We start from the raw sequence: 25,425 nt of genomic DNA, 5'->3' as shown, positions 1-25,425 counted from the left end.
GCGCGTCTTGAGAGCGCTCTCAAGACGGCGCGCCTCCCCGGCACTTCCCCCCGCACCGCGCCTCACGGCGCTCCAGAGAGGGCACCCATGCGTCAGAGATCCGACAGGAATCGGCCCGCCGTCCGGCGGGCCGTCTCAGCCGCGCTCAGCACGATCGCGGTGGTCGCGGCGGCCTCGGTGGCGGTCGTCCTGCCCGCCGGCGCCACGGCTCCCCCCACCCCGGCCGGCTGGTCCCAGGTGTTCCTGGACGACTTCAACGGGCCCGCCGGCTCCGGCCTGAACACCGCCGACTGGCAGTACACCACCGGTACGAGCTACCCCGGCGGGCCCGCGGGATTCGGCACCGGCGAGATAGAGACGATGACCGCCGACCCCGCCAACGTCTCCCTCGACGGGACCGGCAACCTGCGCATCACCCCGCGGCGGGACGCGGCCGGCAACTGGACCTCCGGGCGCGTGGAGACCCGGCGTTCGGACTTCCAGCCCCCGGTGGGCGGCACACTGCGCACCGAGGCCCGCATACAGATGCCGAACGTCACGGGCCCGGCGGCCAAGGGCTACTGGCCGGCGTTCTGGATGCTCGGGGCTCCGTACCGCGGCAACTGGTGGAACTGGCCGGGCGTCGGTGAGCTCGACATCCTGGAGAACGTGCAGGGCATCAACCAGGTCTGGGCGACCATGCACTGCGGCACCAGCCCGGGCGGCCCCTGCAACGAGAAGTCCGGCATCGGCGGGCAGCGCGTCTGCCCCGGCACCAGCTGCCAGGGCGGCTTCCACACCTATGCCGTGGAGTGGGACCGGTCGACCGCGGCCGAGCAGATGCGCTTCTACGTCGACGGGATCAACTTCCATACGGTACGGGCCGATCAGGTGGACGCCACCACCTGGACCAACGCCACGAACCACGGCTACTTCATCATCCTGAACGTCGCGATGGGCGGCGAGTTCCCGGCGGCCTTCGGCGGCGGACCCGACGCGGCGACCGAGCCCGGTCATCCCATGGTCGTCGACTACGTGTCCGTGCTCCGCTCGACCGGCGGCACCACACCGCCCACCACACCGCCGACGACGCCTCCGACCACGCCGCCGACGACTCCCCCCACCACCCCGCCGGCCGGCAACCGCGACGCCTACGCCCCGATCCAGGCCGAGTCGTACGACTCCCAGGCGGGGGTGGCGAAGGAGAACACCACGGACACCGGCGGCGGCCAGGACCTCACCACCCTCGGCAACGGTGACTGGGCCGTCTACAAGGGTGTCGATTTCGGCCCGTCGGCCGCGCGGCAGTTCTACGGACGCGTAGCCTCCGGAGCGGCCGGCGGGGTCAGCGGCCTCGTCGAGGTACGGCTCGACAGCCGCACCGCGGCGCCGGTCGGCAGCTTCTCCGTGGCCAACACCGGCGGCTGGCAGAGCTGGCGCACGGTGCCGGCGAACATCAGCGCGGTCACGGGCACCCACGACGTGTACCTGACCTTCACCAGCGGCCAGAGCGCCGACTTCGTGAACCTCAACTGGTTCGACTTCGGCCACTGACCGGCCCGGACCGAGGAGAGCGCTCGTGAACACCACGTTCCTGCGGCGGATCCCGCTGCTCCTGGCGGCCGTCCTGCTCGCCCTGGCGGGCTCCCCGGCCCTGGCCCCGGCGGCCGCCGGGGCCGCCGCCTCCGCTGCCTTTTCCGCCTCCGCTGCCGCCGACTACACGCAGGGCGTCACGGCCCAGGGCTCCGGCACCGTCCGGATCTGGTTCAAGCCCGCCGTCCCGGCCGCCCTGGTGGACGTCCACTACCTGCCGGGCGGGGGCCTGGGCCAGCAGAACTTCCGGATGACGAACAACGCGGGCACCTGGGAGCAGACCGTCAGCGGCTTCGCTCCCGGCTCCGCCCTCCCGTACTGGTTCACGTACGAGAAGGGCGGCCCGCTCTACGACACCCCGCACTTCACCCACACGGTCGGCGGGACCGGGGGCGGCGGGGGCGGGGGCGGGGGCGGCGAGGGCGGGGGCGGCACCGGCAGCTTCCCCATCACCTTCCAGAACAACACCGGGGGCACGTACGCCGATTCACAGATCCACGTCACCGTCCTCGGCCAGGTGACGCCCGGCCAGTGGTCGTACATGAAGCCCGACGGCACCATGGCACACATCAGCCACCTGGACGCCACCGCCCCCGGCCACCTGGTCAAACGGGGCGTCAACTACCCCGACATGTCCTTCACCCTGGCCCAGGTGGGCGGCACCGTCCCCTCCCCGCCGGCGATCCGGGGCGGCCGGATCTACCTCTCGCTCGGCTCCCCGATGTACATCCCGGTCTCCCCCGACGACCAGGGCTGGGGCGGCCCCGATCCGCGCAACCCCGACGACCCCAACAGCGATGTGTACTACGACTGGTACGAGTACACCTACGTGTACGGGCAGGTCGCCTTCGGCGGGAACACCACCCAGGTCGACCAGTTCGGCTTCCCGATCACCTCACGGCTGCGCCAGACCTCCAGCGGCCACGACACCACCCGGGGCATCACCGCCACCCGCGCCGAGGTCATGCAGCGGTACGCGTCCTCCGTCGGCCCCGCGTTCAGGCCGCTGCAGAACAACTACCGCATCCTGGCGCCGCGTTCCTCGGATCTCTTCCAGCCCGGCGGCGCCGCGCAGGACCACCTCACCGCCGCCATCGACCAGGCATGGGCCCACTACACCACCCACCCCTTCACCCTGAACCGCCTAGGCGAGACCTTCTCCGGGCGGGTCACCGGTTCCACCCTCACCTTCGGCAAGAACGGCGCGGGCTCCTTCACCCTGCGCAAGCCCACCTCGCCCGACGTCATGGCCTGCGCCGGTGCGATGGCCTCGGGCAACGACACCGAGAAGCAGCTCGGCGCGGAGTTCTGCGCCGCGTTCAGCCGGGGCGTCGCCCTCGACACCACCGCCTGGTACAGCCCGGCGGCGTACTACACCGGACCGGCGAAGAACGACTACGCCGGCTTCTTCCACACCGTCGGCCTGAACCAGCGGGCCTACGGATTCCCCTACGACGACATCAACGACCAGTCCTCCGTACAGATCCTCGGCAACTCCGAACCGCCGACCGGACTGACCCTCGGCATCGGCTGGTGAGGTCCGTCCGCCGGGAAGGTGATCACCTTCCCGGCGGTACGGGTTACCCTGCTGCCCGGGCGAGGCCAGCGCCCGCGGACATCCAGGAGGAGCACCCGTGCCGGAAACACGTCCCGGGGACCGCCCCACCCTGGAGGCGGTCGCGGAGCGCGCCGGGGTATCCCGGGCCACCGCGTCCCGCGTCGTCAACGGCGGCGACGGAGTCCGTCCCCACCTGGTGGAGAAGGTGCGCGAGGCCATCCGGGACCTGGGCTACGTGCCGAACCCCGCGGCCCGCACCCTGGTCACCCGGCGTACCGGCGCCGTCGCGGTGATCATCGCCGAGCCGGAGATACGGATCTTCTCCGACCCGTTCTTCTCCCGGCAGGTGCGCGGCATCAGCAAGGAACTGACGGCGCACGACATGCAGTTGGTGCTCCTGCTGGTGGAGGACCAGGGAGACTACGACCGGATCGAGCGCTATCTGGCGGGCGGCCACGTCGACGGAGCGCTCGCCTTCTCCCTGCACACCGACGATCCGCTGCCGGCGATCACCCGGCGCATCGGCATGCCCACGGTGTACGGCGGCCGGCCGGGCTGGACCGCCGGGCCCGGGGAGCCGGGCGAGCCCGACGGCGAGGTGGCGTACGTGGACGCGGACAACCGCGGGGGAGCACGCGCGGCCGTACGGTACCTGGTGGCGCAGGGCCACGAGCGGATCGCGCACATCGCCGGCCCGCTCGACCAGACATCGGCGGCCGACCGGCTGAGCGGCTACCGGGACGTGTTGCCGGAGGCCGATCCCGCACTGGTCGCCGAGGGGGACTTCACCGTGGCGGGCGGGGCCCGGGCGATGGCCGAACTGCTGGACCGCCGGCCCGGGATCGACGCCGTGTTCGCGGGGAACGACCTGATGGCGACGGGCGCGCTACGGGTGCTGCGGGAGCACGGCCGGACGGTACCCGGGGACGTGGCGGTGATCGGCTTCGACGATGCCGAGCAGGTGGCGGAGAGCGCCGATCCGCCGCTGACGACCGTACGCCAGGACATCGAGGGGATGGGGCGCCTGATGGCGCGGCTGCTGCTGGACAGCTTGGGGAGCGGGGGCCGGGAGGGACGCCCCGCACCCCGCCCGGTGATCACTTCCACCGAGCTGGTCCGGCGCGCGTCGGCCTGAGGCCGAATGCCGGATGCCGGGGCCTGCCCGAAGGCGTGCCCCGGCACACGGCGTGCTGCCCGTCAGTCCACCGGGCACTGCTTCCAGGAGAAGTGGTACACGCTGTTGATGGCACCGTCCGTCGAGTCGAGCGCCATGAAGCTGGTCTGCGCCGGGTCGGAGGTTCCGACCTCGGCACGCAGCTCGGTGTTGATGTTGAAGTTGCGCTGTTCGCCGCAGGGTGCGAAGACCAGCGCCTCGACGCCCGTGGTGTCGGTGGCCTGCCAGTTGTCCTCGAACGCGCCGTTGAACCTGTGGCTGCGCTGGGCGGTCTGGCTCATGCCCTGGAAGTAGTAGCTGGCCTTCTGTGTTCCGATCGCGCCCTCCTGCAGGCTGCCGAAGCCCCGGTAGTCGACCTGGGCCACGGCGTAGGTGTAGCCCTGGGGGACGTGGACGACGAGCGAGAGCTGACAGTTCTTGCGCCCTTCGACGGCGGGGGCTCCCCCGCCGGCCTGGGCCACGTACTCGCTGTAGGTGACGGTGAAGGCGGTGTTGTCCGGCGCGACCGCGACGGCGGCGCTGCCTGGACGGCAGCCCGATCCGTTGACGGAGGCGACGTCCACGGTCACCTGGTCGGAGGGAGCCTTGGCGGAAGGTGCCGAGGCGGAGGCCCCGGCCGAGGGGCTGAGCGTGACGAGAGCTGCGGTCACGGCGGCTGCGGTGAATCCGGTACGGAGCGACTTGATCACGTCGACATGGATAGCCCCCCGCGGCGGTCGCGGAGGGCCGACGGGTACGCGGTCTCACCTCTATGGCCGCAGCGGTTCACCGCAGAAACGATCCTTCTGGCGGTCTCGCTCGGCCGAATGGCGCCGCGTCGCGTCACATCGACCCGATATATCTGCTTTCTCCTAATATCTGCCGAATCAGAACTTGAGACGCAGAGGAGCTCCATGTCCCGCCCGCACCGCTCCGCCGCAGTGTCGGCCTGGGTGATCGCCTCCGCCCTGACCCTCACGGCGATGTCGCCGGCTCCGCAGCCCCGCCCCGTCGAGCGGACCGAGGGAGCCGAGACGGCCGAGGCCGCCGTGATCGGCGAGGACCACGCCCGGGCGCACGCGCGGCTGCGCGAGGCGGCCAAGGGAACCCAGGGCTATCCGCAGACGAAGCGCACGGCGAGCCTGACCGCGCTCCGGGAGTCCCAGACCAAGGCCAACGCACGCTTCACGGCAGCGGAGTTCGGACGGTTCACGCAGTACTTCCCCTCCCCCGACTTCGGCGTGCACCTGGCCCAGCTGCCGACGGGCAAGGTGCTGCTCTTCTCCTTCGAGCGCACGGAGGAGAACCCGACCAAGGAGACCGGGCCCACGAACACGGTCGGCCGGACCAACGCGGGCCGCGCATACCTCTGGGATCCGGCCAAGGGGACCGGTGCGCAGGCCTTCAAGAAGGTGGCCCCGCCCGTCGTCCTGATGCCCGACGGCAGCCACGCCCCGCGCCCGGCACCCTTCTTCTGCGCCGGGCACGCCTACCTGCCCAACGGGATGGTCGGCGTCTTCGGCGGCAACGTGGGCGGCAAGGGCGGCAGCGGCGCCAAGCTGTCCTTCGTCTTCGACCCGTGGACCGAAATCTGGTACCGCAACCGGGACATGTCCGTGGGCCGTTGGTACCCCTCGGTCGTGACCGGCGCGGACGGCCGCCAGATCATCATGTCCGGCCAGTCCGAGCGCGGTACGGGCACCCCCACCCCGGTGGTCGAGCGCTTCCCCGCGCTGCGCCACCCCGTGCCCCGGCGGGCGTTCGACATCCCGCTGGACCTCGCCTCGCAACGGCTGCGCTCGGACGCCCCGTTCCGCAACGACTACCCGCACCTCTTCTCGCTGCGGGACGGGATGATCTACGGGCTGGGCCGTGACGCCGACCAGCAGTGGCTGTTCGACCCGGTCAGGGAGGTACGCACCGACCTGCCGCGGCGACCCGCCGACTTCCGCGGGTACGGCTCCGCCGTGCCCCTCCCGGCGGGTTTCCGGGGGCCGGATTCCGTCCTGGTGCTCGGCGGCGACCCGCGCGACCCGCACACGTACCGGCTGTCCGGCGGCCGGTGGACCATCGAGGAGCCGCGTGCCTTCGGGCGCACCCAGGACGACACCCTGATCCTGCCGGACGGCACGCTGCTGACCGTCAACGGAGCGCTCGACACCCGGGATTACGGCAACGGGCCGTTCAACCCGAAGGCCGACCTGAAGTACCGGCAGATCGAGCTGCGCGACGCGCGCGGCCACTGGAAGCTCGGCCCGGCGCAGCGGCTGCCCCGCGGCTACCACTCCAACGCCCTGATCATGCCCGACGGCCGGATGATGGTCACCGGGGACGAGCTCCAGCAGATCGCCAACGACCCTGACATGAGGGACGGGATGGACGGCAGCATCGAGCTCTACGAGCCCGCCTACCTGCACCGTGGCCCCCGGCCGGCCCTCGACCGGGTTCCGGCGGGCGAGCTCGGCCACGACACGGCATTCGAGGTCTCGAGCTCGACGCCGAAGGACGTGGCGCGCGCCGTGCTGCTGGCGCCGACGACCGTCACGCACTCGGTGAACACCAGCCAGCGCCACCTGGAGCTCCGGCGCACCGGCGTACGGGGCACCGCGATCGGGCTCCGGACGCCGCCGACCGCGGCCGACGCGCCGCCCGGGTACTACATGCTGTTCCTGCTCAACGCGAAGGGCGTCCCCAGCTCGGCGAAGTGGGTGAAGCTGGGGATCCGTTGACCGTGCGGGCGGCTACCGGAAGCAGACCAGCGCCACGTGCCCTGAGATGTCCATGTAGTCGATGAAGTCGCCCATCACCAGGACCGCGTCGTACTGGGCCAGCGCGAGGGCCGGGCCCCGCCCCACCTGCACCGTGGCCGCCCCCTCCAGGGCGACCACCAGCAGGGTCTCGTCCGACACGACGGCGCGCGAGAGCCGGCCCCGCACGACGGCGGTCGCCACCTCCGCGGCGCCCCGGCGGTACATCACGTTGAAGTTCACGACGGGACCCGAGAGGAGCCGGCAGCCGGTCGGCTCGTCCCCGGGGAAGTCCTGCGGCGCGAACCGCTCGTCCACGAGGCGGCGTACACCCCCGACCGTGAGGTCCATGCCGGCGCCTTCGGCCAGGGTGATCGTACGGTCGATCCCGGGAAAGGCCGAGAAGGGCCCGTCGGCGGCGACCTCGGCGAGGCTGGCCCGCCAGACGAAGTCGTCCATCCCGGCACCTTCGGGGAATACCGCGATCTCCCGGGTGACTCCCCCGCCGTTCTTCCAGACGGCGGCGGCGCGACCGGCCGCCCGCAGGATCCTGACCTGGGCGCCGCTCCTCACGCTTCCGCCCCGGCCAGCCGCCCGCGCAGCTCCGCGTCATCGGCGAGGAACCACGTCTGGGTCCCGCGGTTGCACTCGCGGACGAAGTCGCGCAACGCCGAACTGGCCTCGGTGTGGCGGGAGATGTCTCCGAGGACGATGATCCCCACCCGGTACTGGACGAACTTCTGGATGATCTCGCCGGCGACGCGGGTGCTCAGCCGGAAGAACGCGTCGTCGAACCGCTCGGCGGGGATGACGACCCACTCGGCACCCTGGTAGCCCGCGTCGCCTATGCAGTCGAGGGCCTCGCGTTCACCGGCGATGACCTCGCCCTCGGCCTCGCACATCAGCACGGACACGTTGTTGATCGTCTGCAGGGTGCTCATAGGGGTCGAGGCTACTTCAGGCGTCCTTCTCCATCGTGGGGCGCAGGCGCTCCAGCAGGGCGTAGAGCGTCGCGCTCTCGGCTTCGTCGAGGGTGTCGAGCGCGCCGTGGGTCGCCTGCATCTCCTCCCGCACGCGGCGGATGACCTCGCGGCCCGCGTCCGTGGCCACCACGTTCTTGACGCGGCGGTCGGTGGGGGCCGGTTCGCGGCGCACCAGCTCGCGGGCCTCCAGGCGGTCGACGATGCCGGTCACGTTCGACGCGTCGCAGACCAGCAGCTTGGCGAGCCCGCGCATCGGCACGGGGCCGTCGAGCTGCGCGAGGACCCTGGCCTGGGTGGAGGTGAGGCCGTAATGAGCGGCGGCCGCCGCGAAGTCGCGCCACTGGGCCGTGCCGATGGCGGCGAGCAGCTCCAGCAGCTGGAGCTTGGCGGGGGCTGCGTGCGGGGCGGTGCCGCTCTTACCAGACATGCCTCGAGCCTACCCAGAATGGTTGACATTATCAATTGTTTACTTGACCACCTTAACTATCCACGTCTACCGTCGACGGAGTTACTTGATGACGTCAAACATCTGCGTCCTGAAGCTCTGAAGCCCGAAGAAGGTCCTGCCAGCCATGAGCACCCCCTCCCCCGCCGCCGCGACGGCCACCGGGCGACGGAACGAGACGGTCATCGTCTTCGCCCTGAGCCTCGCCGCCATGGTCGTGTCGATGATGCAGACCCTGCCGGTCCCGATCCTCGGCCTCATCCGCAACGACCTCGGCACCTCCACCGCCAACGTGAGCTGGGTGACCACCGCCACCCTGCTGTCGGCGGCCGTCTTCACCCCGCTGCTGGGCCGCTTCGGCGACCAGCACGGCAAGAAGCCGACCCTGGTGGCCGTGCTCGGCGTCATGGTCGTCGGCTCCGTCATCGCCGCGCTGGCGACCTCGCTGCCCCTGCTGATCCTGGGCCGGGTGCTCCAGGGCGCCGCCACCGCGATCTTCCCGCTGGCGCTCTCCGTGCTGCGCGAGGAGGTCCGGCCGCAGAAGCTGCCCGGCGCGATGGCACTGGTCAGCGGCACGCTCGCGTTCGGGAGCGGCCTCGCGCTCGTCGCCACCGGGCTGCTCACCTCGGGCTCCGACGCCGACTACCGCAACGCCTTCTGGATGGCGACCGGCTTCGCGGTCCTCGCCCTGCTCGCCGTTCTCTTCCTGGTCCCCGCGACCCGCCACAAGACCGGCGGCCGCACCGACTTCCTGGGCGCCCTGACCCTGGGCATCGCCCTGCTACTGCTCCTGCTGCCGATCTCCCAGGGCCACGAGTGGGGCTGGGCCTCCGCCCGCACGCTGGGCAGCTTCGCGGGCGCGGCCGTCATGACCGCCGTCTGGGTCCTGGTCGAGCGCAAGGTCGGCGAGCCGCTCGTCGACATGAAGATGTTCGTCCACCGCCCGGTGCTCATGGCCAACCTGGCCGGCATCCTCGTCGGCTTCGGCATGTTCGCGAACTTCCTGGGCGTCTCCTACCTCGTCCAGATGCCCAAGGCCCTCACCGGCTACGGCTTCGACGCGTCGATCCTGCGGGCCTCAGTGCAGTTCCTGCTGCCCGGAGCCATCGTCTCGCTGCTCGCCTCGCCCATCGGCGGCCAGCTCGTACGCCACCGGGGGCCGCGCGTGGCCCTGGGCCTGGCCGCCGCGCTCGGCGCCGTCGGCTTCGCCTGGCTCGCCCTGGACCACCAGCACAGCGCCTCGGTGATCGGCGCCGGTCTGGTCGTCGGTGCGGCCGTCAGCTTCGGCTACGCCGCCATGCCCGCCGTGATCATGGCCAGCGTCCCGCACCACCAGAGCGGCATCGCCAACGGCATCAACTCGATCTCCCGCTCCACGGGCAGCGCGATCGGCAGCGCCATCGTGACCACCATCCTGGCGTCCAAGACCATCGAGCACCTTCCGCCGGGCGTCCCCGCGCTGCCCGCCGAGTCCGGGTTCACCCTCACCTTCGGGATCGGCGCAGCCGCCTTCGCGCTGGTCGCCGTGATCAGCCGGTTCGGCCTGCGCGGCGGGCACGGGACCGTGACCGCCAAGGCAACCGCGACCGCGACCGCCGCGGGTCAGCCTGCGGCTACGGAGAAGACCGACAAGGCCGACGCCGCCGTCTGAGGCGCGTGTCGCTCGCGCCGGGCGGGCCGGGGCGCCTTGCATGGTGGGTGCATGAAGGCTACGGACGTCATCGCCGACGGATTCGGACGCATCCGGGAGATCGTGCACGAGGTCGTCGAGGGGCTCCCGGCGGAGGGGCTCAACGCCCGCGTCGACCCCGCGGCGAACTCGATCACCTGGCTCGTCTGGCACCTCACCCGGATCCAGGACGACCACGTGGCGGACGCCGCGGACCTGGAGCAGGTCTGGCAGGCCCAGGGCTGGGCGGCCCGGTTCGCCCTGGGCCTGCCCGCCGGGTCCACCGGGTACGGCCACACCGCCCGGCAGGCCGGAGCGGTCAAGGTCGACTCCGGCGAGCTGCTGCTGGGGTACTTCGACGCGGTCCACGAGCAGAGCGTGCGCTTCGTACGGGGACTCGCCGCTGCGGACCTGGACCAGGTGGTCGACGAGCGCTGGAACCCGCCGGTCACCCTGGGGGTGCGCCTGGTCAGCGTGCTGGCAGACGATCTCCAGCACGCCGGCCAGGCCGCCTTCGTACGGGGCCTGGTGGAGCGGGGCTAGGGCGCGGCCTCCGTCAGCCCCGGAATGCCGCCTTGCGTTCCGGGGAAGCCTCGGCGAGGGCCTTGGTGACGCCTTCGACGCCCTCACGGAGCCCGTAGACGGGGGTGTCGGGCTGCTGGCGCCAGGAGTCGTCGAGGCCGCCCGCGTCGACGGTGTCGAAGCCGAGCTGCTCGATGAGGGCGCGGACGGTCTTCTTCGCCGTCTCGTCGTCGCCCGCGACGGGCAGTGCCATCCGCTCCGGGTCGCCCGCCGGGCGGTGGCGGTCCAGGATGTCCTGGGCGTAGGTGCCGTTGAAGGCCTTGATCACGGGGTGGCCGAGGTGCCGCTCGGTCCAGCGGCTCTCGGTCAGGCCCTCGTCCTCGACACCGGCGATCCGGCCGTCGCGCTGCTGGGGGTAGTAATTGCCGGTGTCGATGACGGCGAAGCCCTCGGCGGCTTCGTCGAAGAGGCCGGCGGGCAGGTCCGGCACCTTCTTGAAGGGGATGGTGACCACGACGATCTCCGCGCCGCGGGCCGCTTCGGCGACGGTGACGGGGGTGGCCCCGGTCTCCTCGGCGAGGGCCGTCAGGGTTTCGGGGCCGCGCGAGTTCGCGACGGACACGTCGTGCCCGACGGCCGTGAGGCGGCGGGTGAGGTTGCCGCCGATGTTTCCCGCGCCGATGATGCCGATCTTCATGAGCTCTCCAGTGCATAGGGATCGCATAGGGATCAGGTCTCGCGCTGGTACGAACTCCCCTGGGCGGCGCGGCATTCCGCCCGGGGGCGCACTTCATCCGGACGAGACGACGTAGTCGCAATCCGGCCATTTCCCGCATTCCGAGAACCGGGCGGGACCGGGGCGGCGTCGGTCAGAGCAGCCACTCAGCACGGGGAAAGGCTCAGCCGATGTCCAAGCCCACCGCCAAGCGCACCGCCTCCCTCACCCTCGCGGCCACGGCCGTACTCACCCTGGCCTTCGTCACCAGCGCCGCCGCGGACGGATCCGCGCCGAAGGCGGCCCCGGCCGCCGCGACCGCCGCGGCTCCGTCCGTCTCGGGCAGCCCCGAGGGCGCCTTCACCCGCATCGCCGACTTCTACGGCGCGTACATCGACGCGGTGTACGACGGGGACGGGCAGACCGCGGACCGGCTGCGCGCCTTCTACCTCTCCGAGCCGCTCCAGGCGGAGCTGAGGACGTGGGAGGAGACGAACCACGCGGACGGCGTGCTGCGCGCGCAGAACGTGCCGCTCAAGTGGAAGGTCACCTCCACCGGCAACGGGATGGGCAAGGCCAATGCCACGGTCACCCTGACGTGGGGCAGCGACACGACGCAGGTCTTCGTCCAGGCCGACCTGGCCACCCGGAAGATCGTGTCCGTCCGGGGCTGACACCCGTCCACGCACAGCGCGAAGAGGGCCGGAACCCATAGGGGTCCCGGCCCTCTTCCTTCACTTCCTAGGCTCCGCTGGCCTCGAGCATCTCGTCGCGCTCGACGATCTTCACGCGCTCGCGGCCCTGGGGTTCGCCGAGTGCCTTCTCGGCCGCGTCCAGCCGGTGCCAGCCCTCCCACGTGGTGTAGCGGACGGCGCGCTCGGCGAGGAAGGCCTCGACGGCCTCCGGCGCGGGCGCGGCCGGGGTGAGCAGGCGGCCTTCGGCGTGGTCGGCCAGCAGGTTCGCGACGGTCTCGTTGGCGTCGCCCTTGGTGTGGCCGATCAGGCCGACCGGGCCGCGCCTGATCCACCCGGTCACGTACGTCGACGCCAGGTGGCCGCCCGCTTCGATGACGCGGCCGCCCTCGTCCGGGACCGTGCCCGACTCGACGTCCCAGGGGAGCTTGGGCAGCTCGTCGGAGAGGTAGCCGACGGCCCGGTAGACGGACTGGACGTCCCAGTCCGTGAACTGGCCGGTGCCCTTGACGTTGCCGGTGCCGTCGAGCTCGGTGCGCTCGGTGCGCAGTCCGGCCACCTTGCCGTCCTCGCCGAGCACCTCGGTGGGCGACTCGAAGAAGTGCAGGAACAGCTTGTGCGGCCGGTCGCCGATGTCGCGGATCGCCCAGTTCTCCAGGGTCTTGGCGACCATGTCGGCCTGCTTGTTGGAGCGGCGGGTCGTGATCGAGCCCTCGTCGTAGTCGATGTCCTCGGGGTTGACGATGACCTCGATGTTGGGCGAGTGGTCCAGCTCCCGGAGCTCCATGGGACTGAACTTGGCCTGAGCCGGACCGCGGCGGCCGAAGACGTGCACCTCGAGGGCCTTGTTGGCCTTGAGGCCTTCGTAGACGTTCGGCGGTATCTCGGTCGGCAGCAGTTCGTCGGCCGTCTTGGCGAGGATGCGCGCGACGTCGAGGGCGACGTTGCCGACTCCGAGCACGGCGACCTTCTCCGCCTCGAGCGGCCAGGTGCGCGGGACGTCGGGGTGGCCGTCGTACCAGGAGACGAAGTCGGCGGCGCCGTGGGAACCGTCGAGGTCGACGCCCGGGATGGTGAGGGCGCGGTCGGCCGTGGCACCCGTGGAGAAGATCACGGCATCGTAGAAGGAGTGCAGCTCGTCCAGGCTGATGTCGTTCGGGTAGTCGACGTTGCCGAAGAGGCGGACCTGCGGTTTGTCGAGCACCTGGTGCAGCGCATTGACGATGCCCTTGATGCGCGGGTGGTCGGGGGCCACGCCGTAGCGGATCAGGCCGAAGGGCGCGGGCATCTTCTCGAAGAGGTCTATGGACACACCGGGCTCGGCCGCGGCCTCGGACTTCAGCAGCGCGTCGGCGGCGTAGATCCCGGCGGGGCCGGCACCGACGATTGCTACCCGCAGAGGTCGAGGCATGGCAAAGGTTCCCTTCGAGCGACAGCACGGTGGATCACAGATGGATCAATGGGAACCCTAAACTAAGGCAATCCTTACCCAGCACCCGGTATCGCCTTATGACCCCATCACCGGAACTTATGGCCTCTCCAAGCGATCCTTGGAGGTGAACTGACCTGGTGGCCGCGCACCGAGGAGCCGGTCCAGCGGAACTCGCTGGTCAGCGGGCACACCAGCTGACAGACTGAAACCGCTTGACCACCCCCAGGAGGACACATGGCAGACGAAGCAGAGACCCCGCAGGACGAATCCCCGGCCGAGGAGGCCAAGCGAAAGTTCCGGGAGGCGCTGGAGCGCAACGCCGCGAATGCCCAGTCCCAGCAGGCGCACCAGAGTCGCGCGAAGGTCCAGGGTGCCAGCAGCGGCCCCGGCGGCAAGAACAAGAAGGTCCGCCGCAAGACCGGCTGACCCTCGGACACGAGGAGCTCAGTCTCGCCGTCACGGCGGCGGGACCGGGCCGCTCCGCCATTGAGCCACACGGGTGAGTGGGGATAACCACCAGCGCCGGAAGCAGTTGATCAGCTCGCCCCCGCCGAGGGCAGCCATCTCATGCGACAGCGCGACAGAAGGATCCCCCACATGCTCAAGAAGTTCATGGCCACCGCCGCGGTCACCGCCTCCGTGCTGGGTGCCGGCGCCGCTGTGGCCACCCCGGCGATGGCGATCGGCAACGACAACGGCGTCAACACCGTCAACGGCAACGGCGCCGCGCAGATCTACGGCAACCAGGAGACCAAGGGCGCGCTGAGCCCGCAGGCGAGCCTGGTCCAGGGCTCCGTCAACAAGCTCTGCATCGGCCTGCCGGCCAAGGTCAACGCCCAGTCCCTCTTCGCGCTGATCGCCAACGTCGGCGTCCAGGACGTCAACGTGCTGGCCAACCCGCAGAACCAGCAGTGCGCCGAGAACTCCACCCAGGCGAAGGGCGACGACTCGGCCTCGCACATCCTCAGCAACATCCCGATCCTCTCCGGCAACCTCTCCGCCGGCAGCTGATCCCCCGGGCCCTCCCGGTCCTCCGGTCTCTCGTTTCGCGCCGACGCGGCAGGCCGCGTCGGCGCGTTTCGTTTGGTCTAGACCTTGACAGGTCCATACCATTTCGCTTCAGTGGGCACTGTTGCCGCCCCCACGGCAACTCCCCCCACTGAAGGAGTAGTTACGTGATACGTGCGCTTCGTCGCCGTGTGCTCTCGCTGGCCGCCGCCGCGACCGTCACGGCAGGCCTCGGTCTCACCCTCGTCCTCCCCTCCTCCCCCGCCTCCGCGGCGGCCCCCTGCGCCGGCGGCTGGACCGCGTCCGCCGTCTACACGGGCGGCATGAGCGCCTCGTACAACGGGCACAACTGGCAGGCCAAGTGGTGGACCCAGGGCGAGACGCCCGGGACCACCGGGGAGTGGGGCGTGTGGTCCGACCAGGGCGCCTGCGGGGGCGGGGGCACGGACCCGGGTCCGGGCAACCCGTCCGGATTCGTGGTCTCCGAGGCCCAGTTCAACCAGATGTTCCCGAACCGGAACCCTTTCTACACCTACAACGGCCTGGTGTCGGCCCTGTCCGCGTACCCGGGTTTCGCCAACACCGGTGACGACACCGTCAAGCGGCGCGAGGCGGCCGCCTTCCTCGCGAACGTCTCGCACGAGACCGGCGGACTCGTCCACATCGTCGAGCAGAACACGGCCAACTACCCCCACTACTGCGACGCGAGCCAGCCCTACGGCTGTCCGGCCGGCCAGGCCGCGTACTACGGGCGCGGCCCGATCCAGCTGAGCTGGAACTTCAACTACAAGGCGGCCGGTGACGCGCTCGGCATCAACCTCCTCGGCAACCCGTACCTCGTGGAGCAGGACCCGGCGATCGCCATGAAGACGGCGCTCTGGTACTGGAACACCCAGAACGGCCCGGGCACGATGACCGCACACGCCGCCATGGTGAACGGCGCGGGCTTCGGCGAGACCATCCGCTCCATCAACGGCTCCCTGGAGTGCAACGGCGGCAACCCCGCGCAGGTCCAGAGCCGGATCTCGAAGTACCAGAGCTTCACCCAGCTGCTGGGCGTCACACCGGGCAACAACCTGAGCTGCTGACCGGCTCCCGCCCCCGGCCCCGCACTGCGCGCCCCGCCCCGCGGGCTCAGCGAGTGGCGCGCAGTGCGGTGGCCAGGGCAGTGGCGAGCTGGGCCCTCGAGCGTACGTCGAGCTTCTGGTAGATGCGGGTCAGCCGTGCCTCCACCGTCTTGACGCTGAGGAACAGCTTCGCCGCGGCCTCCTGGTTGCTGGCCCCCTGGCTGACGAGCAGCGCGAGCCGGGTCTCGGCCTCGGTCAGCGCGGCGGCCGTCGCCGCCTCCGTACGGCCTCCGTCGCCCGCAGCGGGCTCCCGGGCGAGCTCGGTCCACGGCGTGGCTCCGGCCCGCTCGAACACCTCGGCCGCGGCCAGGAGCGCGACGCGGGCGGGTGCGCGCCGGCGGCGGCGGCGTTCCACCCGGGCCAGCGCGAGCAGCGTGCGGCCCCTCTCCAGCGGCAGTCGCAGGGTTTCGAACCGCTGCGCCGTGGCCTCCAGGAGCTGGACGGCGGCGTCCGCCTCGCCCTGTGCGGACAGGCACAGGCCGCGGGCCCGGTCGAGGGCGGCGACGACCCCGGTGCGGCCGAGGCCGCGGGCGACGCTGCGTACGGAGTCGAGCAGCCGGGCGGCCTCGTCGGTTGCGTCGGCGGCGACCAGGGCCTCGGCCAGCTCCCCGTGCCAGCGCAGGATCGAGGGGTCCACCACCTTCTGGGCGGCCTCGAGTTCGGCGACCCGGCGCAGGGTGGCGACGGCCTTCGCCGCCTCCCCGGTGGCCAGTTCGACCAGGCCGAGCGCGTGCAGGCTGCGGGAGAGGAAGACCTGGTCGTGCTCCTCGTGCGAGGCCTGGATGCCGCGCCGGGCGTATCCGGCGGCGCGGCCGAAGCTGCCGCCGGTGGCCTCGGCCATCGCGGCGACGTACCAGGCGGGGCCCGGCGAGAGGCCCGCCTCGATCGTCAGCTCCAGGGCCTGGCGGGCGCGGGCGGAGGCTGCCGTGCACCGGCCGCTGCGCAGTTCGACCTCCGTGAGGCTGCGCAGGACCTCGAAGACGTCCTCGGCGGAGCCGGTGCGCTGGACGGCGGGCAGCAGGACCATCAGCTGTTTGCGGGCGTCGTCCAGGCGGTCGTCGAAGAGTGCGTGCCGCACGGCGAGGTATTGGGGCGCGTTGCGCATGCCGAGCGGTACTTCGGGCGCGGGCAGGGCGAGCGCCTCGGCGAGGATCGCCTCGGCGCCGGGGTCCCCGAGGATGCGGCCCATGCGGGCCCGTACGGTCAGGGCCATGGCCTCGGCGACCTGGTCACCGCCGAGTGCGGCAAGGGCTCCGGCCCGGGCCGCGGCGTCGCGGGAGCGGACGGGGTCGCCGTCGCTGAGGTTGTGCTTCCAGGCGATCCGCAGCTGGACGGCGGCCTCGAGCGAGGGGTCCCCGGCGGCGTCGGCCATGGCGTACGCGAAGGTCTCGTCGAGGGCGCCCAGTGCCTGCCCGGCGGCGTCTATCACGGCGAGCCGGGCCCGGACCCGGCTGGCGGGCGAGGCGTCACGGGCCAGGACGGCCCGGGTGGCGCGGCGCGCGAGGTCGGCGCGGCCCGCCCAGCCGGCGTCCTCGGCGGCGTTGACGAGGCGGGCGAGTTCCTCCCCGGCCAGGTGGGAGGGCGTACGTTCGGCGGCGAGCAGGCCGAGTTCGGCGGCGAGGGCCCGCTGGCCGAGGCGGCGGCAGACGGCGGCGGCCTCGGTGATCTCCGCGGCGAGCCACTGGTCGGGGGTGTCCACGGCCAGCGCGCGGTGGCGTACGGCCTGCACGGGGTCGTCGACGGCCTCGGCGAGCGCGGCGTGAGCGGCGGAGCGCTCGGGCCAGCCCGCGTCGGCGGCGAGCGCGGTGGGCAGGGCGCCGGCGGTGAACTCCACGCTGCCGTCCTCCGCCACCCTGACGAGCGTGGCCCGTTCCGCCTCGGCCAACTCCGCCTCGGCGTCGGGGCGTCCGGCCCGGCGCAGCAGGGCGGTGGTGGGGCGGGCGGCCAAGGCGGCGAGCAGCAGGGTGCGCCGAGCCTGGGCGGGAGCCTCGGCGAGCAGTCTGCGGGCCACCTCGCGGGCCTGTCCGGAGACGGGCAGGGTGTCGGCGTGGTGGGCGCCGCCGTCGCGGGCGCCGGCGGCTTCGGCGAGGGAGTGCCCGAGGGCGAGGGCGAGGCGGGGGTTGCCGCCGCTGGCCTGGTGGATGCGGCCGGCGAGGCGGGCGGGCAGGCCGTGGCGGACGAGGAGTTCGGCGATCTCGTCGGCGCCGAGCGGGGGTACCCGGATCGCGGGGGTGCCGGTACCGCAGAGGGGTTCGCCGACCGGTGCGCCGCCCTGGACGCATTCGGCGACCAGGACGCGGACCCGGGGCGGGGTGAGGCGCAGGGCGAAGCGCAGCAGGTCGGTGCTCTCGGCGTCGAGCCACTGGGCGTTGTCGATGACGAGCAGGACGGGGTGGCGGGCGGCGAGGGTACGGAGGACCTCGACGACGGCGAGGCGCAGCGCGACGTGGTCGCGGCCGGCGCGGGGGGCGTCCGTCTCGCGGCACAGCAGGGCGATGGCGGTGCGCTGGGGTCCGGAGAGTTGTTCGAGGGCGGCGCCTGGGACGGTGGCCAGGAGGGCCGCGGCGGAGGCCTCGGGTATCCATTGGTCGGCGGCCTCCGGTGCGAGGCGCAGCACGGTCTCGCGCCGGGACTCGGCGGCAGCGGCGACCGCGCGGACGACCTCCGTCTTGCCCGCGCCGGCCGGGCCGGTGAGCAGAGCCCGGCCGTGCGAGATCAGCGCACGGTCGACCGCTTTGACCAGTTCGTCCTGTCCGACACTTGTGTCAGCGTTCCCCGTCGCCGCCACCACGCACAGCCACCAGCCTCTCGATCCCCAGCTCCTGTGCCATTCCTGTGAGACGCGACAATACGAGGTCGGATGCCGGGTGAACACGGATTGTGACGCAGAAATCAGCCAGGTGACGGGAAAAGCCGTCGGACCCGCCGATACACGGTGTATCGGCGGGCCCGCGGGGTGGGGTTGGTCCGTACTATCGGCCCGTCAGGCCGAGTTGGGACCGGGGGCACCTCCCAGCGTCAGCTGGGGGAGATCCGGTCCGGGTGCGGACGGATCAGAAGGCGAGACTCCAGAAGTCGATCTTGCCGGTGTCGCCGCCGGCGTTGTCGTTCACACGGAGCTTCCAGGTGCCGTTCGCGACCTCCGAGGAGGCGTTGACGGTGTAGGTCTGGTTGATGTTGTCCGTGCTCGAGCCGGTCCGGTTGTGCAGGTTGTACGCGGTGCCGTCCGGGGCGATCAGGTCGACCTTGAGGTCACCGATGTAGCTGTGCACGATGTTCACGCCCACCTTGAGGGTGGCCGGGGCGTTGCCGGTCTTCCCGCTGACCGTGATCGGGCTCTCCACGGTGGTGTTGTCACCGATGGTGTAGTCCGTGCCGTTCTCCAGGCCCGGGGGCGTGGTGGTGGTCACCGCGTTGACGGTCGCGGCCGCGTCGGCGAGACCGGTGCCGCAGCCGCCGGTGCAGACGCCGGCCAGCGGGCGGGTGTTGTTCTTGATCGCCGCCTCGACCTGGGCCGGGGTCAGCGAGGGCTTGGCGGCGACCACGAGCGCGGCGAGACCCGCGACGTGCGGGGCGGCCATGCTGGTGCCCTGGTAGGGCTTGTAGATCTCCGCACCGGGGGTGGTGGTGCTCGCGTTCAGCGTGGAGAGGATGCCGTTCTCGGGGGTGGTGACGGTGCCGGGGGTGTCGGTGCCACGGCGGGTCTCACCGCCCGGGGCGGCGACGTCGATGCTCGCGCCGTAGTTGGAGTAGAAGGAGCGGTCGCCGGTGCGGTTGCTAGCGGCCACGTTGACCACGTTGTTGCAGCTGGCGGGCGTGAAGCCGGCGGCGTCGGAGTTGCTGTTACCGGCGGCCACGACGACGGTCGTACCGCGGCCGACGGCGCCGTTGATGGCGTTCTGGTAGGTGGCGCTGCAGGCGCCCGAGCCGCCGAGGCTCATGTTGATGACCTTGGCGGGGGTGGCGTTCGCCGGGATGCCCGCGACGGTGCCGCCGGAGGCCCAGGTGATGGCGTCGGCGATGTCGGCGGTCGTGCCGCCGCACTTGCCGAGCACGCGCACGGGCTGGATCTTCGCGTTGTACGCGATGCCCGCGACGCCCTTGCCGTTGTTCGTGGCCGCGGCGATGGTGCCCGCCACGTGGGTGCCGTGCCAGGAGGAGCCGCTGGCCTTGGAACCCACCCCGCACTCGCCGTCGGTGGCGTTCCAGTCGCCCTCGTCGGCGGGGTTGCTGTCACGGCCGCCGCCGTCGCGGGCGTACGTGGAGTTGCTGATGAAGTCGTAGCCGGCGACCACGTTCGGGGCGACGTCCGAGTGGGCGACGTAGCCGGTGTCGATCACGGCGACGGTGACGCCGGAGCCGGTGCTCTTGTCCCAGGCGGCAGGAACGTTCATGCCGGCGGTGGGCTCGAAGAGGTCCCACTGCTTGGTGTACTCGGTGTCGTTCGGGGTGGCCATCGCGTAGGCGCGGGAATCCGCCTCGACGTAGGCGACGTCCGGGTCCGCGCGGAACTGGGCCATCAGCTTGGCGGCGTCGGCGGGGGCGGTGGCCGAGCCGAGGCTGACCAGGGCCGCTCCGGTGCCGAGGCGGCGGTCGAACTTCGCCTTCTTGCCGGCCTTCTTGCCCTTGGCCGCGGCGTCGTCGGCGGCGGCGGTGTTGGAACTGGCCTCCGAGGCGGAGGTCTTGTATCCGACGATGAGGTTCTCGACCGGGGCGGTGGCGGCGGCCTCGGCGGCCGGCGCCGGAACGTCGGCGGCAAGGGCCACGGAGGCGGTGGCGGAGCCGGCGAGCAGGGTGACGGACATCGCCACCACGGATATGAGCCTGCGTCTGGATGCGTGCACGAAGTTCCCTTTCGCGGGCCGGTTCCGGGCAGGCCGGAGCGGCCGATCAGTGCAGTGTGGGAGGTGACCGGCGGCCGCGGGGCCGGGAGCGAGCTGGTCGAACTCGTCCCGGCCGCCGCCGCGCGCCACGTTGCCCCGGCCTCGACGGCGGGGCAGGGCAACGGCGGTACCGAAGATTCCCCCTGGTGGGACGGCATCATGCCATGTGGGGTTGGCGTGTCGGCCGCCGGGTCAGGGGAAGATCGCCGGTGGGCAGACAGTAGGCAACACGGCGATGAACTCGATACGGGGAAAACCCTTGTCCGCTCCCTGCCCCTCCCCCCGCGGCTCGTCAGGGGGTAGGGGCGCCGCCGATCCCGCGGGGCGGGAAGAGCTTGCGGAAGTACGTCCAGCTGGTCTCGTTCGGCTCGGACCATTTGTCCGGGGAACGGGCGAATTCAGGGTGTTGGGCGGCAATGTACGCGCGGGTGCGCTCGGGAACCTCCGCGTAGGAGCCGAGCTTGCGGCCGCGGCAGTGGAAGGTGAGGCCGCCGGGGCGCTGCCCCTGTTCCATCCAGGGCAGCCAGGGCGACATCCGGGTCCAGGACATCGTGGCGGGGACACTGGGCGCCTCGGTGGACAGCACATGGGCGGGCGCGAAGAACTGGAAGAGCTCCAGCGCCCGGTAGGTGTCGTCGGCCGAGTTGGCCGGGTACTCCTCGACGGGCAACGGCGAGGGATAGGCCAGCGGGATCTCCAGACTGAAGCAGACCTGGTCGCCCAGCTCCGTCAGGGGGACCGGGAAGGGCCGCCACTTCTGGTTGGCCGGATCGTTCCAGACGTGGACCACCGGCCGGCCCTGCCAGGTGTCCAGGATCTCCCGGGTCAGGGGGTCCAGGTAGAAGGCGGCTTCCCTGGACAGCAGCTGATAGCCGCCCCCCTCCCCGTCCGTGACGAGCCGGGCGACATTCAGCCCTTCGAAGCCGAAGAGGCGCTGATGGGGCTCACCGGGGGCCCAGGTGTAGACGTCGCCCGACCACCAGAAGGTCACCTCGGCGCCGTCGAGCGAGGCGCGGGTGCGGGCGAAGGCGTGCAGCAGCTCGGCGGGCGTCATCGCGGGTGTCATACGCCGTACTGTGCGCGGTCGGCGCCCGGACCGGCAAGCAGGCATCGCGCCACGGAGCGGGCGGCGCCGTTCGCCATCCGGATGCCAGGTTGACGTCGGTGGCGCCACCGGCGACCGTGACCGCCATGGGGAAAGAACGCCGACTGCTCACTCTCGTCATCTGCCTGGTCCTGGGCGGCGGGCTGCTCGCCGCCGTCCTGGGGGCCTCGCGAGCGGCCGGTCCGCACCGGGGGGCGGCGGGCGCCCGTCCGGCACCCTCCGACTACGTGGACATACAAGACGTTCCGCGCATATCCGAGCCCATCCCGGCCCAGGGGCCCGACGGTTCGGCCGGCTCGGTGGTGATGGACTGCGGCCGCAACGAGGAGGGCCACTACAACGAGGACAACCTGGTGGTCTCGCCCGGACTGCGGGCGGGCGCCCACCACACCCACGCGTACGTGGGGAACCTGTCCACGGACGCGATGTCGACCGACGCCTCCCTCGACGCGGCCGCGACCAGTTGCCGCGGCGGCGACCGGTCGACGTACTACTGGCCCGTCCTGCGGCGGACGGACCGGCCCGGCTCGCGCCCGCACGAGGGCTCGGCAGGCCACGGCAACGCCGGGGCGATCCTGCCGGAGGCCTCGGTCCGGGTGGAGTTCCGCGGCAGTCCGGTGAGCAAGGTGGTGGCGATGCCGCGCTTCCTGCGCGGGATGACCGGGGACGCCGTCGCCTACACGGCGGCCAGCGACGCCGAAGTCCGGGCCCGCTGGGGCTGTTCGGGCGCTCCGGACCGGCCCACCACCCGCTATCCGCGCTGCCCCGAGGGCGACCGCGTCACGCGCACCCTGGTCTTTCCGAGCTGCTGGAACGGTCTGGACACCGCGGGCGAGGGACACCGTTCGCACCTGAAGTTCCCCGCGGCCGACGGCGTCTGCCCGCGGGGCACCTTCCCGGTGCCCGAACTGCGCCTCTCCCTCTCCTACGAGGTCCCCGCGGGCGCCCCCATGGCGCTGGACTCCTTTCCCGAGCAGCGGCACAGCCCCAAGACGGACCACGGCATGTTCGTGAACGCGATGACCGAGCGGCAGATGGCCGGGGTCGTGGCCTGCCTCAACGAGGGCCGCGACTGCCGGATGTGAGGGGCGCCGGCACGGCCCGGGCGCGACGCGAGCTCAACACGGGCGCAACGCAAGGCGGGCGCAACGCGAAAGTGACGCACGTCACGTGAACCGGGTCCGTACGGGCGGCGTGTTCCGACCGCACCACGTAAGCGAGGAAGACGGAGAGGGTGAGATGGCCGGACCACTGTGGCCCCGCACTCGGCGGGGCTCGACCGATGAGGCATTGATCAAGTCGGTGTACGAGGAGCACGGCCACGCCCTGCTCGCGTACGCCACCCGGCTGACCGGAGACCGGGCCGCCGCCGAGGACATCGTCCAGGAGACGCTGATCCGGGCCTGGCGGCACTCCGAGATCCTGGTGAACGGAAAGGGGTCGGTACGCGGCTGGCTGCTCACGGTGGCCCGCAACATCATCACCGACCGGTACCGGGCCAAGGCCGCCCGGCCGCCGGAGGTCTCCGGGGTCGCCGCCACTCCCCCGGTGGAGGCGGACCACGCGGATTCCGTGGTGGACACGATGACGGTGCTGGGCGCACTGGACCAGCTGTCGCCAGAACACCGGGACGTGCTGCGGGAGTTGTACTACCGGCAGCTCAGCGTCTCGGAGGCCGCCGACAGCCTCGGCATCCCGGCCGGGACGGTCAAATCGCGTTCGCACTACGCGCTCAAGGCCCTGCGCGACGTCTTCCGGGACAACAGCGCCGGGGACAGCGGTTCCAGACAAGGCAAACGATCGGGCAGGCCGCCCCAGCAGCCCGCCGGACTGCGTGAGGTGGTGGCATGAACCGGCAGCGGCACGAGGAGGAAGAACAGCTCGGCCCGTACGTGCTCGGCGTCCTGGACGACACGGAGGTCCGCCGGGTCGAGGAACACATGAGCGGGTGCGTGCAGTGCCGGGAGGAGGTGGCCGCGTTGCGCGAGATGGAGGCGGCGCTGGGTGAGGTGCCCGAGGAGGCGTTCCTCGACGGGCCGCCGCAGGGCGGAGACCTGTTGCTCCAGCGCACCCTGCGGCAGATGCGCGGTGAGCGGGCCGGTGAGCAGCGCCGGCGGGCGGGGCTCGCGGGACTGGCCGCGGCGGCTTCGCTGGCCGCCGTGTTCTGGGCCGGGTCTCAGCTGGGCGCCGGTGATTCGGGGGCGGTCGCGCTGCCCCAGCCCTCGCCGACGGTGTCGACGGCTCCTTCGTCGCACGTCCCCGGGACCAAGGTGGCTTCCGCGACCGATCCGGGCACGGGCGCGCGGATGACCGTACAGATGACCCCCGCGGCCCAGTGGGTGCGGGTGAACGCCGCCGTCACGGGGGTGCCGCCGGGCGAGCGGTGCCGGCTGGTTGTGGTCGCCAAGGACGGCACGCGCACCACCGCGGGTGGCTGGGTGGTGGGCAGCCAGGAGAACGGCCAGGCCAAGGGCGCGTCGCTGGACGGCTCGGCGGCCGTCGATCCGGCGAACGTGAAGGCGGTCCTGGTCGAGAACGAGGCGGGCAAGACGTTCGTGTCCGTGCCGGTTTGACTTCCGCTCCCCGGGCTAACGCCCGGGGAGTCCTACCACAGTCGTCCGACCGTCTCGGTGGGTTCCTGCTTCACGGCGCTGTGCCGGGACGAGTCCCGGTCTTACCTGCGCTCCACAGGCTGACACCGCCAGTCCGGCGGCCTTGGCTACGTTGACCGCAGCGTTGACGTCCCGATCGAGGACGGCCCCGCATGCCCGGCATTCCCACACGCGCACGTGGAGGGGCTTGGGGCCGTCCTTGACACCGCACTGCGAGCAGACCTGCGAGGTCGGCTCGAACCGGCCGATGCGCACGAAGGTGCGCCCGTACCGGGCGGCCTTGTACTCCAGCATCGACACGAATGCGGACCATCCGGCATCGTGGATGGACTTGGCCAGGCGCGTACGGGCGAGTCCCTTCACCGCCAGGCCCTCAACGGCAACCGTTTGGTTATCGCGGATGATTTTCGTTGAGAGCTGGTGGTGAAACTCGCGCCGTGCGTCGGCCACCTGCGCGTGAGCGCGGGCGACCTTCAGCCGGGCCTTTCCTCGGTTGTTGCTGCCTTTCGACTTACGGGACAGACGTCGCTGTTCCCGCTTCAGCTTCTTCTCCGCGCGGCGTAGGAAGCGCGGGGATTCGATCTTCGTACCGTCCGAGAGGATCGCGAAGTGCGACAGGCCCAGGTCGATACCGACGTGGGACGCGGCCTCGGGCAACGCCTCGGGCTCGGTCTCCACGATAAAGCTCGCGAAGTACCTGCCTGCCGCGTCCTTTACCACGGTCACCGTGGACGGTACGGACGGCAGCTTGCGCGACCACGTCACGCGCACGTCGCCGATCTTCGGCAACGACAGGTTCCCCCCGGTTGTGACCCTCCAGCGGGCGTTGGCGGTGAACCGTACGGCCTGCCGGTTGTCCTTACGGCCCTTGAAGCGGGGTGCACCTATGCGTGGACGCTTGCCCTTCAAGCCGTCGAAGAAGTTCCGATAGGCGGCATCCAGGTCCCGAAGGGAATGCTGGAGTACCACAGTTGACACAGCGGCGAGCCAGGCGCGTTCCTCGGTTTTCTTCGCCTCGGTGATCAGCAGCTTGGACAGGTCCCCGATCTTCGGGAACGGCTCGCCTGCGGTGCGGGCAGCCTCACGAGCCCGAATGGCGTCGTTGTAAACCACGCGCGCACACCCGAACGCCTTTGCCAGCGCTGTGCGCTGAGCCCCGTTCGGGTACAGGCGAAAGCTGTACCTCAACTGCATGCCGATCA

Annotated in this window: 23 protein-coding genes; 13 read left to right on the top strand and 10 right to left on the bottom strand. The window is 71.5% G+C overall.

What is annotated here, in order from left to right; all coding sequences use genetic code 11:
• The first annotated feature begins 87 nt into the window (after positions 1-87).
• The 3 genes from JIW86_RS35520 to JIW86_RS35510 all read left to right on the top strand — a co-directional run bounded on the left by JIW86_RS35520 (position 88) and on the right by JIW86_RS35510 (position 4,265).
• Positions 88-1,533, top strand: a complete 1,446-nt coding sequence (locus JIW86_RS35520) for a glycoside hydrolase family 16 protein (protein WP_257558294.1) — start codon at positions 88-90, stop codon at positions 1,531-1,533.
• 25 nt (positions 1,534-1,558) lie between these two features.
• Positions 1,559-3,109, top strand: coding sequence for a glycoside hydrolase family 64 protein (locus JIW86_RS35515; RefSeq protein WP_257558292.1), 1,551 nt, complete (start codon positions 1,559-1,561; stop codon positions 3,107-3,109).
• Positions 3,110-3,206: 97 nt separating this feature from the next.
• Complete coding sequence (locus tag JIW86_RS35510; RefSeq protein WP_257558290.1) at positions 3,207-4,265, top strand: LacI family DNA-binding transcriptional regulator; 1,059 nt, start codon at positions 3,207-3,209, stop codon at positions 4,263-4,265.
• 62 nt (positions 4,266-4,327) lie between these two features.
• Here JIW86_RS35510 and JIW86_RS35505 read toward each other — a convergent pair whose 3' ends face one another.
• The gene (locus JIW86_RS35505; RefSeq protein WP_257558289.1) at positions 4,328-4,993 is read right to left on the bottom strand and encodes a DUF4360 domain-containing protein; all 666 of its coding nucleotides are present in this window, start codon (positions 4,991-4,993) and stop codon (positions 4,328-4,330) included.
• A 204-nt stretch (positions 4,994-5,197) separates the two neighbouring features.
• On the opposite strand from JIW86_RS35505, the gene JIW86_RS35500 reads away from it, so the two are divergent.
• Positions 5,198-7,012, top strand: coding sequence for a glyoxal oxidase (locus JIW86_RS35500; RefSeq protein WP_257558287.1), 1,815 nt, complete (start codon positions 5,198-5,200; stop codon positions 7,010-7,012).
• A gap of 12 nt (positions 7,013-7,024) precedes the next feature.
• Here the strand turns inward: JIW86_RS35500 and JIW86_RS35495 are convergent, their stop codons facing one another.
• The 3 genes from JIW86_RS35495 to JIW86_RS35485 are packed head-to-tail and all read right to left on the bottom strand — an operon-like array spanning position 7,025 to position 8,440.
• Complete coding sequence (locus JIW86_RS35495; protein ID WP_257558285.1) at positions 7,025-7,603, bottom strand: HutD family protein; 579 nt, start codon at positions 7,601-7,603, stop codon at positions 7,025-7,027.
• Positions 7,600-7,971: a DUF4180 domain-containing protein gene (locus JIW86_RS35490; RefSeq protein ID WP_215147050.1), complete on the bottom strand. Its 372-nt coding sequence runs from the start codon at positions 7,969-7,971 to the stop codon at positions 7,600-7,602. The genes JIW86_RS35495 and JIW86_RS35490 overlap by 4 nt, the downstream gene beginning before the upstream one ends.
• A 16-nt stretch (positions 7,972-7,987) precedes the next feature.
• Positions 7,988-8,440, bottom strand: a complete 453-nt coding sequence (locus JIW86_RS35485) for a MarR family winged helix-turn-helix transcriptional regulator (RefSeq protein ID WP_257558282.1) — start codon at positions 8,438-8,440, stop codon at positions 7,988-7,990.
• Positions 8,441-8,585: 145 nt separating this feature from the next.
• On the opposite strand from JIW86_RS35485, the gene JIW86_RS35480 reads away from it, so the two are divergent.
• Positions 8,586-10,109 (top strand): MFS transporter, encoded by a 1,524-nt coding sequence (locus tag JIW86_RS35480; protein WP_257558280.1) that lies wholly within the window; start codon positions 8,586-8,588, stop codon positions 10,107-10,109.
• Positions 10,110-10,160: 51 nt separating this feature from the next.
• Positions 10,161-10,670, top strand: coding sequence for a mycothiol transferase (locus JIW86_RS35475; RefSeq protein ID WP_257558278.1), 510 nt, complete (start codon positions 10,161-10,163; stop codon positions 10,668-10,670).
• A 13-nt stretch (positions 10,671-10,683) separates the two neighbouring features.
• Here JIW86_RS35475 and JIW86_RS35470 read toward each other — a convergent pair whose 3' ends face one another.
• On the bottom strand, positions 10,684-11,346 hold the full coding sequence (locus tag JIW86_RS35470; RefSeq protein ID WP_257558276.1) for an NADPH-dependent F420 reductase: 663 nt from the start codon (positions 11,344-11,346) through the stop codon (positions 10,684-10,686).
• Between the two features lie 209 nt (positions 11,347-11,555).
• Between JIW86_RS35470 and JIW86_RS35465 the strand changes: the two genes are divergently transcribed.
• Positions 11,556-12,038: a hypothetical protein gene (locus JIW86_RS35465; protein ID WP_215147040.1), complete on the top strand. Its 483-nt coding sequence runs from the start codon at positions 11,556-11,558 to the stop codon at positions 12,036-12,038.
• 67 nt (positions 12,039-12,105) lie between these two features.
• On the opposite strand, the gene JIW86_RS35460 is transcribed toward JIW86_RS35465, so the two are convergent.
• Positions 12,106-13,467 (bottom strand): FAD-dependent oxidoreductase, encoded by a 1,362-nt coding sequence (locus tag JIW86_RS35460; RefSeq protein ID WP_257558274.1) that lies wholly within the window; start codon positions 13,465-13,467, stop codon positions 12,106-12,108.
• A 255-nt stretch (positions 13,468-13,722) separates the two neighbouring features.
• On the opposite strand from JIW86_RS35460, the gene JIW86_RS35455 reads away from it, so the two are divergent.
• The 3 genes from JIW86_RS35455 (at position 13,723) to JIW86_RS35445 (ending at position 15,584) form a co-directional block, all read left to right on the top strand.
• The gene (locus JIW86_RS35455; protein ID WP_215147036.1) at positions 13,723-13,914 is read left to right on the top strand and encodes a DUF5302 domain-containing protein; all 192 of its coding nucleotides are present in this window, start codon (positions 13,723-13,725) and stop codon (positions 13,912-13,914) included.
• 171 nt (positions 13,915-14,085) lie between these two features.
• Positions 14,086-14,499: a rodlin gene (locus JIW86_RS35450; protein ID WP_257558270.1), complete on the top strand. Its 414-nt coding sequence runs from the start codon at positions 14,086-14,088 to the stop codon at positions 14,497-14,499.
• A gap of 164 nt (positions 14,500-14,663) precedes the next feature.
• Complete coding sequence (locus tag JIW86_RS35445; protein ID WP_257558268.1) at positions 14,664-15,584, top strand: glycoside hydrolase family 19 protein; 921 nt, start codon at positions 14,664-14,666, stop codon at positions 15,582-15,584.
• Between the two features lie 46 nt (positions 15,585-15,630).
• On the opposite strand, the gene JIW86_RS35440 is transcribed toward JIW86_RS35445, so the two are convergent.
• The 3 genes from JIW86_RS35440 to JIW86_RS35430 all read right to left on the bottom strand — a co-directional run bounded on the left by JIW86_RS35440 (position 15,631) and on the right by JIW86_RS35430 (position 21,572).
• Positions 15,631-18,414 carry a helix-turn-helix transcriptional regulator gene (locus JIW86_RS35440; protein WP_257558267.1) on the bottom strand — a complete coding sequence of 928 codons (2,784 nt, stop codon included), beginning with the start codon at positions 18,412-18,414 and terminating at the stop codon, positions 15,631-15,633.
• A gap of 262 nt (positions 18,415-18,676) precedes the next feature.
• A complete protein-coding gene (locus JIW86_RS35435) occupies positions 18,677-20,428 on the bottom strand; it encodes a S8 family peptidase (RefSeq protein WP_257559563.1) in 1,752 nt (583 codons plus the stop codon).
• Positions 20,429-20,798: 370 nt separating this feature from the next.
• Entirely contained in the window at positions 20,799-21,572 is a 774-nt protein-coding gene (locus JIW86_RS35430) for a DUF1838 family protein (RefSeq protein ID WP_416237634.1), read from the bottom strand.
• A gap of 125 nt (positions 21,573-21,697) precedes the next feature.
• Here JIW86_RS35430 and JIW86_RS35425 point away from each other — a divergent pair, with 125 nt between their 5' ends.
• From JIW86_RS35425 to JIW86_RS35415, 3 genes are all read left to right on the top strand, one after another.
• Positions 21,698-22,696: a DUF1996 domain-containing protein gene (locus tag JIW86_RS35425; protein ID WP_257558265.1), complete on the top strand. Its 999-nt coding sequence runs from the start codon at positions 21,698-21,700 to the stop codon at positions 22,694-22,696.
• Positions 22,697-22,850: 154 nt separating this feature from the next.
• Positions 22,851-23,462, top strand: a complete 612-nt coding sequence (locus tag JIW86_RS35420; RefSeq protein WP_257558263.1) for a sigma-70 family RNA polymerase sigma factor — start codon at positions 22,851-22,853, stop codon at positions 23,460-23,462.
• Positions 23,459-24,184 (top strand): zf-HC2 domain-containing protein, encoded by a 726-nt coding sequence (locus tag JIW86_RS35415; protein WP_257558262.1) that lies wholly within the window; start codon positions 23,459-23,461, stop codon positions 24,182-24,184. The genes JIW86_RS35420 and JIW86_RS35415 overlap by 4 nt, the downstream gene beginning before the upstream one ends.
• A gap of 15 nt (positions 24,185-24,199) precedes the next feature.
• On the opposite strand, the gene JIW86_RS35410 is transcribed toward JIW86_RS35415, so the two are convergent.
• Positions 24,200-25,417, bottom strand: coding sequence for an RNA-guided endonuclease InsQ/TnpB family protein (locus JIW86_RS35410; protein ID WP_257558260.1), 1,218 nt, complete (start codon positions 25,415-25,417; stop codon positions 24,200-24,202).
• Positions 25,418-25,425 lie beyond the last annotated feature (8 nt).

It is taken from the genome of Streptomyces sp. NBC_00162 (genome assembly GCF_024611995.1).
Taxonomy (GTDB): Bacteria; Actinomycetota; Actinomycetes; order Streptomycetales; family Streptomycetaceae; genus Streptomyces.
This window is presented reverse-complemented; position numbering and strand designations above follow the sequence as displayed.